The organism is Nonomuraea sp. NPDC049758, assembly GCF_040674635.1.
Lineage (GTDB): Bacteria > Actinomycetota > Actinomycetes > Streptosporangiales > Streptosporangiaceae > Nonomuraea.
In genome coordinates this window covers 555,319-571,892 of the sequence record NZ_JBFAMZ010000002.1, presented here as the reverse complement: position 1 = coordinate 571,892, position 16,574 = coordinate 555,319, and the positions used below count along the sequence as shown (strand labels likewise).

Below are 16,574 nucleotides of genomic sequence, written 5' to 3'. Positions count from 1 at the left end.
AGGCGGGATGAAGCACAGCCCCATCACCGTCTCCGGCGTCGAGGTGACGCCGCTCTGCGACGCGGTGGGCCCGATGGGCCCCGCGATCCGCCTCCCGCTCGCCGAGATGTTCCCCGGATCCGGTCCGGCGGACGATCCGTGGGTCCTGCACTTCCACTGCTACCTGCTGCGCGACGGCGCAGGCCGCCTCACCCTCGTCGACACCGGCATCGGCGGGGAGGACTCCCCGGCGGCCGGCTGGGCGCCCGTGCCCGGCGTCCTGACGGACGAGCTGGCGGCGGTGGGCGTCGCGCCCGCCGACATCGGCACCGTCGTCCTCACCCACCTGCACAGCGACCACGCGAGCGGCGCGGTCACAGGCGGCCGGCCGGTGTTCGAGAACGCGCGCCACGTGCTCCAGCGGGCCGAGGTGGACGCGGCCTCAGGAGCCATGTCCGACCTGCTGACCCCGCTCAAGGACCAGCTCCACGTCGTCGAGGGGCAGGCCGAGATCGCGCCGGGCATCCACGTCCAGCACACGCCCGGCCACACCCCCGGCCACCAGATCGCCAGGGTCGGCGACCTGGCCATCACCGGCGATCTCGTGCTCCACCCGGTGCAACTGGCCGACCCGGGCATCCACTACACCTACGACGACGACCAGGAGACGGCCGCGCGCACGCGCACCGAGGTCCTGGCGGCGTTGCGGGCCGAGCGGGCGACGATCGCCACCGCGCACTTCAGCGAGCCGTTCATGCGTCTTTGATCCGTTACGGCACCATTGGCTGTCATGAAGATTCGTGTTGTGGCCGGGATCGCCCTCGGCGCCGCGCTGCTGGCCCCCGCCCCGGCGTCGGCGGCCACCGCGCCCGAGCTCTCGGGCGCCGCCGTCTACGCCGACGACGGCCACCGGCTCGCCCGCTACGAAGGCGGGGAGTGGAGCACCCTCGCCAAGATCGGCGCGCTGCCGCAGTTCGCCGTCTCGCCGGACGGTAGGAAGGCCGCCTGGGTGACCGACGGCGGCGACCTCCAGGTCAAGGACGGCGCCAAGACCGTCACCGCGGCCACGAAGCTCCAGGGCGGCACGCCGTGCCTGACCCCCGTCTGGTCGCCCGACTCCACGCAGGTCGCCTACGTCGGCAAGGGCGAGACCGTCATGGCGGTCAAGGCCGACGGCACCGGCAGGCGCAGGCTCGGCACGTCCAGGGGCGTGTGCCATCTGGCGTGGGCGGCGGGCGGCCGTTACCTCGCGGGCTACACCGGCGAGGCCGACGCCGTCTACCGGCTCGACGTCAGGACCGGGAAGGCCGCCAGGGCCAAGGGCGTCAAGCTCGTCACCCACGTGCAGAGCCTGTCGCCGAACGGCCGCAACGCGGTCGTCGCGGTCCCCGCCGATCCCGCCGCGCTCGGCGACGGGAGCTGGCCGGCGGCCTTCAAGCCCGCCGTGGTCGACCTGGTGACGGGCCGGAAGCTCACCCCGGCCGTCAAGGGCCGGCTGATCGGCGCGTTCTACCTGGCCGACGGGCGGCTGGTCGTCCGCGTGGCGGGCGGCGCGCACAACACGCTGGTCGTGCTGGACGCGGCGGGCAAGGAGGGCCAGCGGATCGAGGAACCGGCCAGGGCCAGGACCCAGGCGCTGCTGCAGGTGCTGCCGTAACGTCGGCCCGGGGAACGATTTCTGGTCCACCGTCAACCGGGTCGTCACCGGAGCCGCGGCCTGCATCACCGACGAGCGGGGCCGGGCCCTGCTCGTCAAGCCCGACTACCGCGACCGCTGGTCCTTTCCCGGCGGCATCATCGACGCGGGCGCGGGCCTCGGGCGGGACGGCCTACCTAGCTCCCGGCGAGGACCGGCTGGTCGGCCAGGAGGGCTGAGGGCAGGAAGACCATCGCGGTCAGGCCGCCGTAGGGCGAGGGCGCGAGGGTGACCTTGATGTCGTGCCGGGCGGCCAGCCGGCCGACCACGAACAGGCCCAGCCGGTCGCTCTGCGCCAGGTCGAACTCCGGCATCTCGGCCAGCCGGTCGTTGAGCTCGTCCAGCTCGACGCGGGGCAGGCCGAGGCCGCGGTCCTCGATCTCGATCATCAGGCCGTTCGGGGTGCTCGAACTGCGCACGTCCACCCTGGTCTGCGGGGGTGAGAAGAGGGTTGCGTTCTCGACCAGCTCGGCCAGCAGGTGGGCCACGTCCGTGACGGTCGCGCCGAGCAGCGCGGTCTGCGGCGGCGGAAGGATCTCGACGCGCTCGTACTCCTCGACCTCCGCGACGGCGGCGCGCAGCACGTCGAGGATGGCCACCGGGTTGCGCCAGCCGCGCCCGGGGGCCTGGTCGGACAGGATGATCAGGCTCTCCGCGTGCCTGCGCATGCGGGTGGTGAGGTGGTCCAGCTTGAACAGGTCGGCCAGCAGGTCGGGCTCCTCGGTGGCCCGCTCCATGCTGTCGAGCTGGAGCAGCTGGCGGTGCAGCAGCGACTGGTTGCGCCGGGCCAGGTTCACGAAGACCTGGCTGACGCCGTGCCGCAGCCTGGCCTGGTCGACGGCGGCCTCCACGGCCGTGGACTGCACGTGGTTGAAGGCCCGCACGATGTCGGCGACCTCGGAGGTCTCCGTCCTGACCTCCAGCGGCGCGACCTCGGCGGCCGTGGGCGGGCCGGTGTTCGTGCGCAGCCGCTCGATCAGCCCGGTCAGCCGCACCTCGGCCAGTTCGGTGGCCGCGTCGCGCAGCCCGGCCAGCTCGCGGACCAGCCGCCTGCGGAAGCGCAGCGACAGCAGGATCGAGGCGAGCACGGCGAGCAGGCCCACGCCGCCGGCCACGCCGATCTTGATCAGGATGCTTCCGGCGGCCGGCGTCACCCGGGCCACGATGCCCTCCACGGCCTGGCCCTGGTCGCGTTCGAGCACCGCCCACAGGTTCTGGCCGTCCACCTCCCAGGTGGCGGCGGTGGCGGGCAGGCCGTTCATCGCGGCCTGCCCCCGGATGGCGTCCTCGGCGTCGAGGAACTCCTTGTAGACGGGCGAGGTGGCCAGCTGCGCGTACGGGCCGCGCAGGCCGCCGTCCAGGTGCGAGAGCGCCTGCGAGTACAGCAGCCGCCGGGTCGCCACCATCCCGGTGAACGCCTCCCGCTCGACGGCCTCGACCCGCCCTCTGGCCAGCACCACGACGATCATCGCGCGCTCGCGCGAGACCAGGTCCTTGGCCTCGCCGAGCATGGTGACGGCCCGCGCCTGCCGGTACAGCGACATGTCGGGCACCAGCACCATCGCGTCGTACATGCGGAAGGAGGCGTCCACGATCTGGTTGTAGCCGTCGATCACGGCCAGCGGCGCGACCGTGTTGCCGTCCACCTCGGCGCGGATGCCGGACAGCAGGTCGAGCTTGGCGTTGAGGGCGTCGAGCTGCGTGCGCATCTCGGGCGACATCCCGCGCTGGTCCTTGGCCAGCTTGCGGAAGGCCGCCACGGCCCGGTCGGTCTGCCCGCGCTGCCTGGCCAGCTTGTCCGCGCCGCGGTGGGTGGCCAGGAACTCGACCGAGGCCAGCCGCTCGTCCTGGAGCTCGGCGTTGATCCGCTCCGACGGCGTGGCCAGGTTGGAGGCGAGCTTGTTGATCTCCAGCAGGCGCAGGCCGTCGCCGCCGGTCAGGCCCGCCGCGAACGCCCACAGCCCGACCAGGGACAGCAGCGGCACGAGCAGGAGGATCAGGAGCTTCAGAGCAATGGGACGGCCACGCGTGGGGGGCATGCGACCTCCGGGTGCATGATGAGATCGCCTCGCAGATTACACCCCCTTTTGGAAGGATTTCTGTGCGTCTTCCGCGTTCCGCCGCCGGTTGGACCATCGGCGTCTTCGGCGTGCTCGCCTTCGCGCTCGGGCTCGTCGGGCTGCTGTCGCCGGACTCCCTGCTGGTCCTGCTGGGTTTCGAGGTGCTCGACGTACGCCCGTCCGGCGACTACACGCTGGTCTACATGGCGGCTTCGTCGATGGCGGCGGTGAACATGGGGGTCTATTACGTTTTCGCGGCATCCGCCGACTACACGCCGTTCTTCCGGTGGACCGTGCCGTTCCGGCTGGTGACGTTCGCGGTGTTCACGACGCTGGTGCTGACGGGGGCGGCGCCGGGCGAGTTCTTCGGCGTGGGGCTCTGGGAAGGCGTGGGAGCGCTGGTCACGGGGTTCGCGCTCTGGCGCGAGGGCAAGCTGCTGCCCTCGCGCCCATGAGCTCACGGCCTGGTGTCGTCGGGGCGGCCGCCGGCCACCAGCCGGTCGCCGTCCACCGGTTCGTGCGCGGCTCGCTCGCTCGCGACCCGTTCGTGCGCGACGCGGCCGTCCGTTCCGCCGTCGTGCGCGGCGCGGTTGCGGTCGCGTTCGAGCCGCCGTTCGAGGTCGCGCTTCTCGTCCTCCAGGCGGGAGACCCGGTCGGACGCCTCGGCGCGGACGGCCCGCAGCCTGCGGCGCTTCCTGGCGGTCCTGCGCGACCCGGCGCCGATCAGCCAGATCCCCGCCAGCAGGGCGGCCGCGACGACCGCTCCGGCGAGGAACATCTGGACGTGGTCGAGCTGGTAGGTGTTGCCGAACAGGATGTACCTGGAGCTCTCCTCCGTCACCACCAAGGCGACGGCGCCGCCGGCGAGCAGGACCAGGATCAGACCCAATAAGACCATCCGAACTCACCCCTTGTCGTCAGAGCGCGTTTCTTCTGCCCTGACGGAGACGGGGTATGCGCATGATGGCGGGTATGAGACCCGAGCCCGGCCAGGTGCTGCACTTCTCCGAGGACCCGACCATCGAGCGGTTCGTGCCCCAGGTCGCGGTGACGTCCTCGCTCGGCGAGCCGTACGTGTGGGCGGTCGGCCACGACCGCTGCCCCGACCACTGGTTCCCGCGCGCCTGCCCGCGGGCGATGGCCTGGCGCGGGCCGGACACCACCGACGAGGACGTGGCCAGGATCGCCGGCGCGGGCTGCGGCGACCGCGTGCACGCCGTCGAGTACGCCTGGCTCAAGGCCATTATGGACGTGCGCCTGTACGCCTACCGCCTGCCCGCGGCCGGGTTCGCGCCGATCGGCGACCCGCCGCACGCCGTGGTGTCGAGGGAGCCGGTCGTCCCGATCGGACCGCCCGAGCCGGTGGGCGACCTGTTCGAGCTGCACGAGCAGGCCGGGATCCAGCTGCGCGTGCTGGACAACCTGTGGCCGTTCTGGCACGAGGTGACCGGCAGCAGCATGGAGTTCAGCGGGATCAGGCTGCGGAACGCGCGTCGATGAGCGCGGTCAGCTCGGCCACCGGCATCGAGGCGGGCGGCAGCTTCTCGCGGGCGACCCGGTTGGCCTCGCGGCGCAGCACTTCGTTGACCGGCGTGGGCACGCCGTGCTCGCGGCCGAGCAGGACGATCTCGCCGTTGAGGTAGTCGGCCTCGATCGAGCCGCTGCCCCTGGCCAGGCTCTGCCAGGACGATCCGCCGCCACGCCGGACGCCCTCGATCGGCACGACGTCCACCTGGTGGCCGCGGACCCGGCGCTCGTCCTCGGCGGTGGAGTAGGGGATGCCCGCGTGCTCGAACACGCTGACGGCCTCGGCGCGGGCCCGGTCGACGAGCTCGGCCATGCCGTCGGCGTGCCCGACGAGGGCCTCGACGGCGTTGCCGAGGTTGTTGAGCAGCTTGCCGTGCTTCCAGCGCATGACGTCGGGGGTGGCGCGGGCGAGCAGCCCGTGTTTGCCGAGATCGTCGGCGATCCGCCCGGCGAGGTCGTCCACACCCTGGGGGTAGCGCCCGACGTGCAGCAGGCCCGAGTACGGCCGGCCGTAGGCGGCCACGACGCCGGGTTCGAGGTGCTGGGACGGCAGCCACACGCACATGCCGTAGACCCGCTCGGACCTGCGCAGGACGGTGCGCTCGTTGGCCACGCCGTTCTGCGCGCACACGACCGGCAGGTCCGTCGGCCAGGGATCGAGGGCGGCCAGGGTGTCCTGGGACTTGGTGGCCAGGATCAGCACGTCGTCGTCGCGGGTGGGGATCGGGCCGGAGGCCGTGGGGATGCGCAGGGTCTCGTCGGAGTCGGGGGTGATCAGGCGGAGTCCGTCACGCTTGAGCGCCTCGTGGTGCGCGCCTCTCGCGACGAGCACGACCTCGTGCCCGCCCTGGTGGAGGCGGGCGCCGATGGTGCCGCCGACTGCTCCTGCTCCGATCACTATGTAGCGCATTGTCCGAGAATGTCACTTCTTACTTCGCGAGCGCCACCTCGGTCTGCGGCATCAGGGCGGTCCCGCGCGTACGCTCGCGCATGATCGTCTTCAGCACGCGCCAGCCGTCGCGCACCGCGTGCAGGTTGCTCGCGCCGTGGATCCGGGAGCGCTCGTGGCTGGGCACCTCGTGGATGACCAGGCCGGCCTGGGCGGCCCGGACGTTCATGAGGGTCTCGATCTCGAAGCCGTCGCAGTCGAGCTCCATGACGTCCAGGTGGTCGCGCCAGAAGGCGTTGTAGCCGTAGCACAGGTCGGTGAAGCGGGTGCCGTACAGCATGTTGGTCAGGCCGGTGAGGAACTTGTTGCCCAGCGACCGGATGGGGCTGAGGTCGTCGGAGCCGCCGCCGGGGGCGTACCGGGAGCCCTTGGCGAAGTCGGCGCCGTCGATCAGGGTCTCGACGAACGAGCGGATCTCCTTGCCGTCGGTGGAACCGTCGGCGTCGATCATGACGATGATGTCGCCCCGGGCGGCCTGGAAGCCCTCGATGAGGGCGTTGCCCTTGCCCCGCCGGCTCTGCACGACGACCCGGAGGTCGGGGCGCAGCCTGCGCGCGACGGCGACGGTGTCGTCGGTCGAGTTGCCGTCGACCAGGATCACCTCGTCGATCCAGTCGGGCAGCGTGGCGAAGACGTGGGGAAGGTTCTCGGCTTCGTTCATCGCGGGGACGATGACACTGACACTGGCGGCGAAGGGCTGCTTGTTCATGGGTACAAGGTGCACCTGCACACATGCAGCCCACTTGACACTGCCTTGCAGTGATCCTACTTATATGCGATCTCCGCCGACCAATGCCTCGTCCGCCCGCGCGAGGATCTCCTCGACGGTCTCTGCGGGGGACTGGGCGGAGGTGTCCAGCCACAGGCCGATGCGCGGCGTTTCGGCCCGCAGGGCGGCGTCGAGCTGGGCGATCGTCCAGGCGCCGTAGCCGGTCTTGGCGCGTTCGCGCTCGCGGCGCTCGACGGCGGCGGCGTCGGGGGCGAGCACGACCACCCGGAGCGGACGGGTACGGATCCACCCGGTGAACCGCTCCAAGTCCTCTCCAAGGACCACATCTTGCACAATTGCTGTAAATCCGGCTTCGAAATACAAGTCCGCCGTCTGGGCCGCGAGCCGGTAGCGCAGCTGCAACTGGCGCGCCGCCTCCTCCTCCGACCCGGGCGTCATCTCGGCCCGGCCGCCCACGACCATGCGACGGAAGGTGTCGCCCCGGACGTGGGCCGACCGCGGCAGGCGCTCGGCCAGCGCCTGGGCGACCGTGGACTTGCCGGCGGCCGAGATCCCGGTGACCAGGACGACGCCGTTCACCCGCGGCCGCCCCTCATCCGCCGACCAGCTTCCGCACCCGGTCGGCGCCCACCGCCATGAGCAGCGTGGGCAGCCGCGGCCCGGTGTCGCGGCCCACCAGCAGCCGGTAGAGCAGGACGAAGAACGCGCGCTGGGCCGCCTTCAGCTCCGGCGTGGGCTTGGCGTCGGCGTCGAGGCCGGCCTGGAGCTTCGGCACGCCGTAGACCAGGCTGGTGAGGCCGTCGAGCGTCCAGTCGTCGAGGCCGTCGGCCAGCAGCCGCAACGACTCGCGCTCGGTCTGGCCGAGCGAGTCGAGCAGGTCCTGGTCGGGCGTCTCGCGCACGTGGGTGCGCTGGTCGGCGGGCAGGTGGTCGGCCACCCAGCGCTGCGCCCGGTCGAGCCGGGGGCGGGCCTGGTCGAGCCGGTCGACGGCGTCGAGGTCGCGCAGGATGCGCAGCGCCTGCTCGTCGTGGCCGGTGGTGATGTCGAGGATCGAGGCCAGCGTGCGGTAGGGCACCGGGACCGGCGTGGCCGGCAGCGGCCCGGCGGCGGTGCCCACGGCGCGGGCGTGGGCGGCCAGCTCGGCGGGCTGGGCCTGGCCGGAGTCGACCTTGCGGGCCAGGGCGTCCCACTCGTCGTAGAGGCGCTGGATCTCCTGGTCGAAGGCGATCTTGAAGGACTGGGCGGGCTTGCGGCGGGCGTACAGCCAGCGCAGCACGGGCGCCTCCATGATCCCCAGCGCGTCGGCCGGGGTCGGCACGTCGCCCTTGGAGCTGCTCATCTTGGCCATGCCGGTGATGCCGACGAAGGCGTACATCGGGCCGATCGGCTGCTCGCCGCCGAACACCTCGCCGACGATCTGGCCGCCGACGACCCAGGCCGAGCCGGGGGAGTGGTGGTCGACGCCCGACGGCTCGAAGACCACGCCCTCGTACGCCCACCGCATCGGCCAGTCGACCTTCCACACCAGCTTGCCGCGGTCGTGCTCGGCCAGCCGCACGGTCTCGCCGAACCCGCACTCGCAGGTGTAGGCCAGCTCGGTCGTCTCGTCGTCGTACGCGGTGACCTTCGTGAGGTCGCGCTCGCACAGCTCGCAGTACGGCTTGTACGGGAAGTAGTCGGCCACCTCCCGGCCGCCGTCCTTGGTCCGGTACGCCGCCAGGATCGCGTCGATCCGCGACCGCTCGCGCACGGCCAGCAGGATCTGCTCCCGGTAGGCGCCCGAGGTGTACTGCTCGGTCTGGCTGATGCCCCGGTAGTCGACGCCCAGCTCGGTCAGCGCGGCGGTCATCGGCGCCTTGAAGTGCTCGGCCCAGTTGGCGTGCGGGCTGCCCGGCGGGGCGGGCACCGAGGTCAGCGGTTTGCCGATGTGCTCGGCCCAGGACGGGTCGACGCCCGCGGGCACCCTGCGGAAACGGTCGTAGTCGTCCCAGGACAGCAGGTGGACGCAGTCGAGGCCGCGCCGCCTGATCTCGTCGGCGACGAGGTGGGGGGTCATGACCTCGCGCAGGTTGCCCAGGTGGATGGGGCCCGAGGGGCTGAGCCCGGAGGCGCAGACGATCGGTTTGCCCGGGGCACGACGCTCCGCCTCGGAGATCACCTCGTCCGCGAACCTGGAGACCCAGTCGGCCTCTGCACTTTCCGCCATCGAGCCATTGTCGCGGCTCGCCCGGGTCATGCGCGAACCAGCCGAAAATCCGGTGCGTTGCCGATGAGCCCTGCAGTAGCCTCCCGCGCATGACGCCACCCCGTGTACGTCCGCCCTTCGTGGCCGACGAACGTACCCAGCTCGTCGGCTGGCTGGACATGCAGCGCTCGATCGTCCACTGGAAGTGCGAGGGGCTGTCCGAGGCCGACGCCCACCGGCCGGTCCTGCCGACCTCGCCCCTGATGACGATGGCCGGTCTGGTCGCCCACATGCGCTGGACCGAGCACTGCTGGTTCGAGGTGCTCTTCCTGGGCGGCAGCGCCGAGGGCAACCCGCAGTTCCTCGAGGAGCCCGAAGACGCCGACATGCTGGTCGAGGGCGTCACGCTGGCCCAGCTCCTCGACGACTACGCCAAGCAGTGCGAGCGCTCCAACGAGATCGTCGCCGCCCACTCGCTCGACGACGTCGGCAAGCACCCCGACTTCCGGTCGGCGGCGTCCTCGCTGCGCTGGGTGCTGATCCACATGGTCGAGGAGACCGCCAGGCACGCCGGCCACCTCGACATCGTCAGAGAGCTGGTCGACGGGAACAAGGGCTACTACTGACCCTTCACACGCCCAGCACGTCCGCCGGGTCGGCGACGATCCGCTGGATGATCAGCCCGGCCGCCCCCAGCACCGCCGCGTCGGCGCCGTTGGCCGAGACGACCAGGGCGGGCGGCGTGCCGCGCATCTGCCCCAGCCGGGCCGCCAGCACGTCCCGGGCCGGGGTCTCCAGCCACGGGAACAGCGGGGCGAAGACGCCGCCGAGCACGATCCGGCCGGGGTCCAGCAGGTGCACGGCCGACGTGAGCGCCACCCCGAGCGCCTCCCCGGCCCGCGCGCAGGCGGCCAGCGCGCGCCGGTCGCCCGCGGCCAGCGCGTCGGCCAGGGCGGCGACCGAGTCCAGGTCGCCGAGCAGGGCGTCCTGGCCCGCGTACACCTCCAGGCAGCCGCGGCCGCCGCAGCGGCAGGCGGGGCCGTCGGGGGTCACGACGACATGGCCCAGCTCGCCGGCCAGCCCGTACGTCCCCCGGAACACGGTCCCGTCCACGACCAGCCCGGCGCCGACGCCGATCTCGCCGGAGACGTAGAGGAAGTCCGTCGCCCGCGAGCCGAACCACAACTCGCCCAGCGCCGCCAGGTTCGCCTCGTTGTCGACCGCGCACGGCAGGTCGAGCAGGTCGGCCACCCGTACGTCCCGCCAGCCCAGGTGGGGGGCGTTGCGCAGCAGGCCGTCCTCGACCGTGCCGGGCACGGCCAGGGCGGCGCCGATGACCCGCAGCCCGGCCGCCTCGGCCTCCGCGGTGACCTCCTTCACCAGGTCGCGCAGCAGTTGCAGCACGTCGGCCGGGTCGGAGCCGCGGTTGTCGGCCGGACGGATGCGGCGCAGGCGTACGGACCGGGTCAGGTCGACCACACAGGCGGCCAGATAGTCGATGTTGACCTCCAGCCCGAGCGCGGCCACCCGGTGCCCGCTCAGCCGCACGGCCACGCCGGGCCGCCCGCGCTCGCCGTCGCGCACCGCGCCCGACTCGCTCACCGCGCCGGCCTCCAACAGGGCCGCGACCAGGCTGGACACGGTGGTCTTGGTCAGCCCGGTGAGCTCGGCCAGCGCCGCCCTGGTGAGTGGGCCGTGCGCGTGGACGGCCTGGAGTACCACGGCCAGATTGCGGGCACGCATGGAATCATGCCGGACCCCCCTTGACGCCACCATGCATGCCTCCTCAGGATTATGTACAGATTATGGACTAAAGGTAGGGGACGTCAGCAAATGTCATCCTTCACTCCGACACCCGCCGATCGCTTCACCTTCGGACTCTGGACCGTGGGCTGGCAGGCCCGTGACCCGTTCGGCGACGCGAGCCGTCCCGCGCTCGACCCCGTCGAGAGCGTGCACCGGCTGGCCGAGCTCGGCGCGTACGGCGTCACCTTCCACGACGACGACCTGCTGGCCGTCGAGCCCGACCGGGACAAGGCGATCGCCGCCTTCCGCAAGGCCCTGGACGAGACCGGGATGAAGGTCCCGATGGCCACCACGAACCTGTTCACCCACCCGGTGTTCAAGGACGGCGCGTTCACCAGCAACGACCGCGACGTGCGCCGGTACGCCCTGCGCAAGGTCATGCGCAACATCGACCTGGCCGCCTCGCTCGGCGCGACCACGTACGTGTGCTGGGGCGGCCGCGAGGGCGCCGAGTCCGACGCGGCCAAGGACGTCAAGGCGGCCCTCGACCGCTACAAGGAGGGCCTGGACCTGCTCTGCCAGTACGTCCTCGACCGCGGCTACGACCTGCGCTTCGCCCTGGAGCCCAAGCCCAACGAGCCGCGCGGCGACATCCTGCTGCCGACCATCGGCCACGCCCTGGCGCTCATCAACGACCTGGAGCACCCGGAGATGGTGGGCCTCAACCCCGAGGTCGGTCACGAGCAGATGGCGGGGCTCAACTTCGTCCACGGCATCGCCCAGGCGCTGTGGCACGGCAAGCTGTTCCACATCGACCTCAACGGCCAGCACGGCCCCAAGTACGACCAGGACCTGATCTTCGGCCACGGCGACCTCAAGAGCGCCTTCTTCCTGGTCGACCTGCTGGAGAACGGCGGCTACGACGGCCCCCGCCACTTCGACTACAAGCCGCTGCGCACCGAGGACGCCGACGACGTGTGGGACTCGGCCGCCGCGAACATGCGCACGTACCTGATCCTGAAGGAGAAGTCGCGCGCCTTCCGCGCCGACCCCGAGGTCCAGGAGGCCCTGCGCGCCTCCCGCGTGGACGAGCTGGCCCGGCCCACCCTCGCCGCGGGCGAGACCTGGCAGGACCTGGCCGCCGACGACTTCGACCCCGAGGCGGCGGCCCGGCGCGGCTTCCACTTCACCCGGCTCAACCAGCTCGCCCTCGAACACCTCATGGGGGTCCGTGGATGACCAGGCCGCTCAGCGTCCAGCTCTACACCGTCAGGGAACAGCTCGCCGCCGACCGCGACGGCACCCTTGAGCGCATCGCCGGCATCGGTTACGGCGCCGTCGAGCCCTTCGACCCGACCGCCGACCCCAAGGGCTTCCGCCAGGTGATCGACGACCTGGGGCTCGCGGTGAGCAGCACGCACGCGTACGCGCTGCTCAGCCAGGAGCCCGCCGAGGTCTTCGACGCCGTCGCCACGGTCGGCGCCGACCTGGTGATCATCCCCGGCGGCGTCCCCGAGGCCGAGTTCACCACCCGCGACGGCCTCTCGCGCACCGCCGACCTGCTGAACGGCCTGGCCGAGCAGGCGGCCGGGCACGGCATGCGCATCGGCTACCACAACCACTGGTGGGAGATCGAGCCCAGGATCGACGGCCGGCACGCCATCGAGGCGCTGGCCGACCTGCTCGCCCCCGAGGTGTTCCTGGAGATCGACACGTACTGGGCGGCCGTGGGCGGCGCCGACGTGCCCGCCCTGCTCGGCCGCCTGGCCGGGCGCACGCTCGCGCTGCACGTCAAGGACGGGCCGGTGGTGAAGGGCGAGCCGCACACGGCGGTGGGGGCGGGCGCGATGCCGGTGCCCGAGATCCTGGCCGCCGCGCCGGACGCCTGGCGGATCGTCGAGCTCGACACGTGCGCGACCGACCTGTTCACCGCCCTGGCCGACAGCCACGCCCACCTCACCGGCCTGGAGGGCTCATGAGCGGCGGGCCGGTCGGCGTCGCGGTCGTCGGCGCCGGAGTGATCAGCGCCCAGTACCTGCGCAACCTCACCGCCTTCCCCGACGTGCGGGTGCTCGGCGTGGCCGACCTCGACACCGGCCGGGCCGCCGCGGCGGCCCGCGAGCACGGCGTGCCCGCCTCGGGCGGCCTGGCCGAGATCCTCGCCCTGCCCGAGGTCGAGATCGTGGTCAACCTGACGGTCCCGGCCGCGCACGCGACCGTCGCGCTGGAGTCCCTGCGCGCCGGCAAGCACGTGTACGGCGAGAAGCCGCTCGCCCTGGACATGGACCAGGCGGCCAAGGTCATGGCCGAGGCCGCCAACCTGGGCCTGCGCGTCGGCGGCGCCCCCGACACCTTCCTCGGCCCCGGTCTCCAGGCCGCGGCGCACGCCCTGCGCTCCGGCCTGATCGGCGAGCCGGTCGGGATCACCGTCGCCTTCCAGAACCTGGGCCCGGAGTCCTGGCACCCCGATCCCGAGTTCTACTACCGGCCCGGCGGCGGCCCGCTGTTCGACATGGGCCCCTACTACCTGACCGCGCTGGTCTCCCTGCTCGGCCCGGTCGCCCGGGTCGCGGGCGGCACGCGCAGGGCCCGCGCCGAGCGGGTCGTCGGCTCGGGCCCCAAGGCCGGCACCCTGTTCCCCGTGGACGTGCCCACCCACGTCAACGCCCTGCTGGACTTCCCCGGCACGGCCACCGCCACCGCGACCTTCAGCTTCGACTCGCCCGTCAGCCGCAAGCTGATCGAGGTGATCGGCACGGAAGGAGCCCTGCTGCTGCCCGACCCCAACACCTTCGGCGGCCCGCTGCTGGTCCGCGGCCCGCACGACCCCGACTGGCGGGAGCTGCCGGTCGCCGCCGACCAGGCCGGGCGCGGCATCGGCGTGCTCGACCTGGCCCGGTCGCTGCGCGCGGGCACGCCGCACCGGGCCTCGGGCGAGCTGACGCTGCACGTGCTGGAGCTCATGACGGCCATCACCGAGTCGGGCGAACGCGCCGAGTTCCGCCCGATCACCTCGGCCGTGACGGCCCCCGAGCCCCTGCCCGCCGGCTGGGACCCGTACGCGAGCACGTTGTCCTGACGGGACGGCTCAGAAGAGCGGCTTGGCCAGCCGGATCGTCAGGATCCGGCTGGTCACGCCCGAGTCCACCAGGCGGCCGTCGGCGTCGAAGGTGCCGAGGCCGAAGTCGTTGTCGTTGGCCACGGCGAGCGTCACCGGGTCGAGCAGGGCGACGCCCTCGATCTTGCCGGGCAGGCCGGGGATCGCGGCCAGGTCCACGGCCAGTGCCTTGGTGGCGACGGTGACGTTCGACGGCAGCGACGCCTCCAGCGAGGGCGTGGTGGCCGGGTCGTCGTGCCGGCCGCCGAGCAGGTTCGTCGCCCGGCGCAGGTCGACGGTGTAGAGGCGGGCCACGGCGTCGGTGCGCTCCTGGAGCAGCAGGCGGCCGGGGCTCAGCACGTTCAGGGCGGAGATCTTCATGTCGCCCTGCTCGGCCGCCGGGTCGAAGGTGGCCACGTTCTCCATGGTGTAGGCCCACTCGCCGGTCGGGCGGCCGGTACGCAGGTCCACCCGCAGGATGCGGGCCGTGCTCGACGCCTTGCCGGTCTTCTTGTCGGGGTTGGCGAGCGGGCTCTGCACGGCCAGGTACAGGGCGCGCTCGGCCTGCGAGACGCCGAGCGCCTCGATGCCGCGGTTCTGCTGCCGGGTCGCCAGGATCGCGGGCAGTGTCTCGTGGACCGGGTAGCCGGCGCCCGTGAGCTTCAGGCCCTTGGGGACGTACCTGGCCAGGACGCGGCCGTCGCTCGCCACGTGCAGCAGCGAGGGGGAGTACTCGTCCACCAGCCAGAAGCCGCCGCGGCCGTCGGTGACGATGTCCTCGGTGTCCAGGCCGTTCGGGTCGTAGGGCAGCTGCGTCAGGCCGTCCCAGGTGTAGGGGGCCTCGTCGTGGCCGGACTGGTTGGACAGGCCGGTGATCGGGGTGCCGTCGGAGGTCTTCAGCGGGATGCTCTCCACGATGCGCGCCGTGTCGTGCCGCACGGCCACGCGGACGATCGCCGGCGCGAACTCCGGCACCGGGAACGTGCGCCGCTTCTCGCCGTTGATCTTGGGCTCGCCGTTCGGGCCGCGGTCGGTGACCATCCAGTACTCGCCCGCGCGCCTGGCCGGGAACAGGCCGCTGCCGAGGCCGCCGAGCTTGACGCCACGGGAGTCCTTGACGATGTCCGGCTCGAAGGCGGCCAGGTCGGGGGCGGGCAGCGTCACGTCGGACAGGACGCGCGGCTGCCGTCCCGAGGCGGCGTCGGCGGGCGCGGCGACGGTGGTGGCGAGGGCCGCGCCGACGGCCAGCATGGCGATGAACGAACGAGACATGACGCTTCCCTTGGCAGCAAATCTACAGATAAGGGTCGAAAGGTATCCGCGCTGGATGTCCTGCCGTTGAAGGGCGCGTGAATTCGTCACACGACATCCCACGAAATTTAACGACGGTTGGTGACATGTCGTACTAGGCGGGCTTCGGGGGGCTTCCTACCGTGGAGCCGTGACCCTCATCCGGCGTACGGCCGTCGCCGCGGCGGCCGCGCTCATCTGCTCGCTGCTGCCCGCGCAGGCCGCCCGCGCCGACGGCGCCTACACCTGCTTCCTCGGCCGGATCGACCACGGCACGATCTCCGGCCGGGACTGCGAGGGCGTCGGCTACGTGAACGTCCACGTCACGATCACGGCCGGCCCCGACCCCGGCACGTACCTGTGCCGCACGGCCTTCTCCTGGAACGGCTCCCTGTCGGGCGAGGGCTGCACGGGCTGAGCCCGTCCCGGTTCCTTGCCTGCCGGTGAGGTCCCCGGTCCGGCCGTTCCCTTCCCTTCGTTCGGGGCAGGAGGGTGCTCATGACCCAAGACCCCTTCGAACCCCCCGGAACCGGGCTCATCACCTCCTGGATCGCGCTCCTCGACAACGCCCGCCACGAGAACCGGGTCATCTCGGTACGCCTGCTGAGCGGCGACTGCTTCACCGGCCACGTCACCCGCCGGGGCGACTCCGTCGTCACCGTCGAGTCCTCGGAGCGGACCTCCGGCGTACGAGAGCACAACCTGGCCATCAGCGCCATCGTGTCGATCACCTTCGAGTCGCCGCCCGGTCCCGGCGGGGCCTCGCCCGCCTGAGCACCCGCCGGAACGCCCGGCTGTGTGCCGGAAGCGCCGGACGCGCCGGCCTGTCGCACGGGAACGCGTCGTCCCGTATCGTCCGCAGCAGCGACCCCGTCCACGTGAGGAATGATCAACATGTCCCACGATGTGGTACGACGCGTTTTCCAGGTGGTCGACTCGTTCGACCCTGACAAGTTCGCCGAGCTGCTGGCCGAGGACGCCACCCTGGTGTTCGGCAACGCCGAGCCCATGGTGGGACGCGACGCCGTCGCCGCCGGCCTGCGGACGTTCTACTCGACCATCGGCGGCCTGCGGCACCGGATCGTCCGGGACTGGCAGGTGGGGGCCGACACGATCGCCGAGACCGAGGTGACGTATCGGCGGCTCGACGGCAAGGAGGCCGCGGCGGTGGCCGTGTCGATCTGGCACACCCGGGACGACGGCCTGATCTCGAACTACCGCATCTTCGCCGATCTAGCCCCCGTATACGAGCCGTAGCCCCTGCCCTTTATTCCTGTCGGTATTGTGGACAACTCTCGTGCGCCGCCGGCGGCCA

The 16,574-nt window shown here is 72.1% G+C and carries 19 protein-coding genes; 11 read left to right on the top strand and 8 right to left on the bottom strand.

The window, feature by feature from the left end:
* Positions 1–7: 7 nt before the first annotated feature.
* Together AB0J46_RS07235 and AB0J46_RS07230 are read left to right on the top strand one after the other, a co-directional pair.
* Entirely contained in the window at positions 8–745 is a 738-nt protein-coding gene (locus tag AB0J46_RS07235; protein ID WP_364327615.1) for an MBL fold metallo-hydrolase, read from the top strand.
* 24 nt (positions 746–769) lie between these two features.
* The gene (locus AB0J46_RS07230; RefSeq protein WP_364327612.1) at positions 770–1,636 is read left to right on the top strand and encodes a hypothetical protein; all 867 of its coding nucleotides are present in this window, start codon (positions 770–772) and stop codon (positions 1,634–1,636) included.
* A gap of 176 nt (positions 1,637–1,812) precedes the next feature.
* Here the strand turns inward: AB0J46_RS07230 and AB0J46_RS07225 are convergent, their stop codons facing one another.
* Positions 1,813–3,714 carry a nitrate- and nitrite sensing domain-containing protein gene (locus tag AB0J46_RS07225; protein ID WP_364327609.1) on the bottom strand — a complete coding sequence of 634 codons (1,902 nt, stop codon included), beginning with the start codon at positions 3,712–3,714 and terminating at the stop codon, positions 1,813–1,815.
* A 62-nt stretch (positions 3,715–3,776) separates the two neighbouring features.
* Between AB0J46_RS07225 and AB0J46_RS07220 the strand changes: the two genes are divergently transcribed.
* Complete coding sequence (locus tag AB0J46_RS07220; protein ID WP_352357506.1) at positions 3,777–4,190, top strand: hypothetical protein; 414 nt, start codon at positions 3,777–3,779, stop codon at positions 4,188–4,190.
* 2 nt (positions 4,191–4,192) lie between these two features.
* Here the strand turns inward: AB0J46_RS07220 and AB0J46_RS07215 are convergent, their stop codons facing one another.
* Positions 4,193–4,633 (bottom strand): hypothetical protein, encoded by a 441-nt coding sequence (locus AB0J46_RS07215; RefSeq protein WP_364327605.1) that lies wholly within the window; start codon positions 4,631–4,633, stop codon positions 4,193–4,195.
* 74 nt (positions 4,634–4,707) lie between these two features.
* Between AB0J46_RS07215 and AB0J46_RS07210 the strand changes: the two genes are divergently transcribed.
* On the top strand, positions 4,708–5,235 hold the full coding sequence (locus AB0J46_RS07210; RefSeq protein ID WP_364327602.1) for a DUF6886 family protein: 528 nt from the start codon (positions 4,708–4,710) through the stop codon (positions 5,233–5,235).
* Here the strand turns inward: AB0J46_RS07210 and AB0J46_RS07205 are convergent.
* From AB0J46_RS07205 to lysS, 4 genes are read right to left on the bottom strand one after another with little or no spacing between them, the layout of a single operon-like run.
* Complete coding sequence (locus tag AB0J46_RS07205) at positions 5,210–6,172, bottom strand: 2-dehydropantoate 2-reductase N-terminal domain-containing protein (protein ID WP_364327599.1); 963 nt, start codon at positions 6,170–6,172, stop codon at positions 5,210–5,212. The genes AB0J46_RS07210 and AB0J46_RS07205 overlap by 26 nt on opposite strands.
* Positions 6,173–6,191: 19 nt before the next feature.
* Positions 6,192–6,920 carry a glycosyltransferase family 2 protein gene (locus AB0J46_RS07200; RefSeq protein ID WP_352321313.1) on the bottom strand — a complete coding sequence of 243 codons (729 nt, stop codon included), beginning with the start codon at positions 6,918–6,920 and terminating at the stop codon, positions 6,192–6,194.
* 60 nt (positions 6,921–6,980) lie between these two features.
* Positions 6,981–7,520, bottom strand: a complete 540-nt coding sequence (locus AB0J46_RS07195; protein ID WP_364327596.1) for an AAA family ATPase — start codon at positions 7,518–7,520, stop codon at positions 6,981–6,983.
* Positions 7,521–7,533: 13 nt separating this feature from the next.
* A complete protein-coding gene (gene lysS, locus AB0J46_RS07190) occupies positions 7,534–9,147 on the bottom strand; it encodes a lysine--tRNA ligase (RefSeq protein WP_364327593.1) in 1,614 nt (537 codons plus the stop codon).
* An 89-nt stretch (positions 9,148–9,236) separates the two neighbouring features.
* Between lysS and AB0J46_RS07185 the strand changes: the two genes are divergently transcribed.
* Positions 9,237–9,752 (top strand): DinB family protein, encoded by a 516-nt coding sequence (locus AB0J46_RS07185; protein WP_364327590.1) that lies wholly within the window; start codon positions 9,237–9,239, stop codon positions 9,750–9,752.
* 4 nt (positions 9,753–9,756) lie between these two features.
* On the opposite strand, the gene AB0J46_RS07180 is transcribed toward AB0J46_RS07185, so the two are convergent.
* Positions 9,757–10,869: an ROK family transcriptional regulator gene (locus AB0J46_RS07180; RefSeq protein ID WP_364327587.1), complete on the bottom strand. Its 1,113-nt coding sequence runs from the start codon at positions 10,867–10,869 to the stop codon at positions 9,757–9,759.
* A gap of 90 nt (positions 10,870–10,959) precedes the next feature.
* Between AB0J46_RS07180 and xylA the strand changes: the two genes are divergently transcribed.
* From xylA to AB0J46_RS07165, 3 genes are read left to right on the top strand one after another with little or no spacing between them, the layout of a single operon-like run.
* Positions 10,960–12,111, top strand: coding sequence for a xylose isomerase (gene xylA / locus AB0J46_RS07175; protein WP_364327584.1), 1,152 nt, complete (start codon positions 10,960–10,962; stop codon positions 12,109–12,111).
* Positions 12,108–12,851: a sugar phosphate isomerase/epimerase gene (locus AB0J46_RS07170; RefSeq protein WP_364327581.1), complete on the top strand. Its 744-nt coding sequence runs from the start codon at positions 12,108–12,110 to the stop codon at positions 12,849–12,851. Before xylA ends, AB0J46_RS07170 begins: the two co-directional genes overlap by 4 nt.
* Positions 12,848–13,951 carry a Gfo/Idh/MocA family oxidoreductase gene (locus AB0J46_RS07165; RefSeq protein ID WP_364327578.1) on the top strand — a complete coding sequence of 368 codons (1,104 nt, stop codon included), beginning with the start codon at positions 12,848–12,850 and terminating at the stop codon, positions 13,949–13,951. Before AB0J46_RS07170 ends, AB0J46_RS07165 begins: the two co-directional genes overlap by 4 nt.
* A gap of 9 nt (positions 13,952–13,960) precedes the next feature.
* Here the strand turns inward: AB0J46_RS07165 and AB0J46_RS07160 are convergent, their stop codons facing one another.
* Positions 13,961–15,241 (bottom strand): esterase-like activity of phytase family protein, encoded by a 1,281-nt coding sequence (locus AB0J46_RS07160; RefSeq protein WP_364327575.1) that lies wholly within the window; start codon positions 15,239–15,241, stop codon positions 13,961–13,963.
* 169 nt (positions 15,242–15,410) lie between these two features.
* Between AB0J46_RS07160 and AB0J46_RS07155 the strand changes: the two genes are divergently transcribed.
* The 3 genes from AB0J46_RS07155 (at position 15,411) to AB0J46_RS07145 (ending at position 16,516) form a co-directional block, all read left to right on the top strand.
* A complete protein-coding gene (locus tag AB0J46_RS07155; protein WP_364327572.1) occupies positions 15,411–15,677 on the top strand; it encodes a hypothetical protein in 267 nt (88 codons plus the stop codon).
* 80 nt (positions 15,678–15,757) lie between these two features.
* Positions 15,758–16,033 (top strand): hypothetical protein, encoded by a 276-nt coding sequence (locus AB0J46_RS07150; protein ID WP_364327569.1) that lies wholly within the window; start codon positions 15,758–15,760, stop codon positions 16,031–16,033.
* Positions 16,034–16,153: 120 nt separating this feature from the next.
* A complete protein-coding gene (locus AB0J46_RS07145) occupies positions 16,154–16,516 on the top strand; it encodes a nuclear transport factor 2 family protein (protein ID WP_364327566.1) in 363 nt (120 codons plus the stop codon).
* The last annotated feature ends 58 nt before the right edge of the window (positions 16,517–16,574 follow it).

Coding starts and splice junctions, on each gene's coding strand:
- AB0J46_RS07180 (WP_364327587.1), bottom strand. CDS start 10,869: ATGCGTGCCCGCAATCTGGCCGTGGTACTCCAGGCCGTCCACGCGCAC.
- AB0J46_RS07235 (WP_364327615.1), top strand. CDS start 8: ATGAAGCACAGCCCCATCACCGTCTCCGGCGTCGAGGTGACGCCGCTC.
- AB0J46_RS07215 (WP_364327605.1), bottom strand. CDS start 4,633: ATGGTCTTATTGGGTCTGATCCTGGTCCTGCTCGCCGGCGGCGCCGTC.
- lysS (WP_364327593.1), bottom strand. CDS start 9,147: ATGGCGGAAAGTGCAGAGGCCGACTGGGTCTCCAGGTTCGCGGACGAG.
- xylA (WP_364327584.1), top strand. CDS start 10,960: ATGTCATCCTTCACTCCGACACCCGCCGATCGCTTCACCTTCGGACTC.
- AB0J46_RS07160 (WP_364327575.1), bottom strand. CDS start 15,241: ATGTCTCGTTCGTTCATCGCCATGCTGGCCGTCGGCGCGGCCCTCGCC.
- AB0J46_RS07185 (WP_364327590.1), top strand. CDS start 9,237: ATGACGCCACCCCGTGTACGTCCGCCCTTCGTGGCCGACGAACGTACC.
- AB0J46_RS07230 (WP_364327612.1), top strand. CDS start 770: ATGAAGATTCGTGTTGTGGCCGGGATCGCCCTCGGCGCCGCGCTGCTG.
- AB0J46_RS07205 (WP_364327599.1), bottom strand. CDS start 6,172: ATGCGCTACATAGTGATCGGAGCAGGAGCAGTCGGCGGCACCATCGGC.
- AB0J46_RS07150 (WP_364327569.1), top strand. CDS start 15,758: ATGACCCAAGACCCCTTCGAACCCCCCGGAACCGGGCTCATCACCTCC.
- AB0J46_RS07225 (WP_364327609.1), bottom strand. CDS start 3,714: ATGCCCCCCACGCGTGGCCGTCCCATTGCTCTGAAGCTCCTGATCCTC.
- AB0J46_RS07165 (WP_364327578.1), top strand. CDS start 12,848: ATGAGCGGCGGGCCGGTCGGCGTCGCGGTCGTCGGCGCCGGAGTGATC.
- AB0J46_RS07210 (WP_364327602.1), top strand. CDS start 4,708: ATGAGACCCGAGCCCGGCCAGGTGCTGCACTTCTCCGAGGACCCGACC.
- AB0J46_RS07200 (WP_352321313.1), bottom strand. CDS start 6,920: ATGAACAAGCAGCCCTTCGCCGCCAGTGTCAGTGTCATCGTCCCCGCG.
- AB0J46_RS07145 (WP_364327566.1), top strand. CDS start 16,154: ATGTCCCACGATGTGGTACGACGCGTTTTCCAGGTGGTCGACTCGTTC.
- AB0J46_RS07170 (WP_364327581.1), top strand. CDS start 12,108: ATGACCAGGCCGCTCAGCGTCCAGCTCTACACCGTCAGGGAACAGCTC.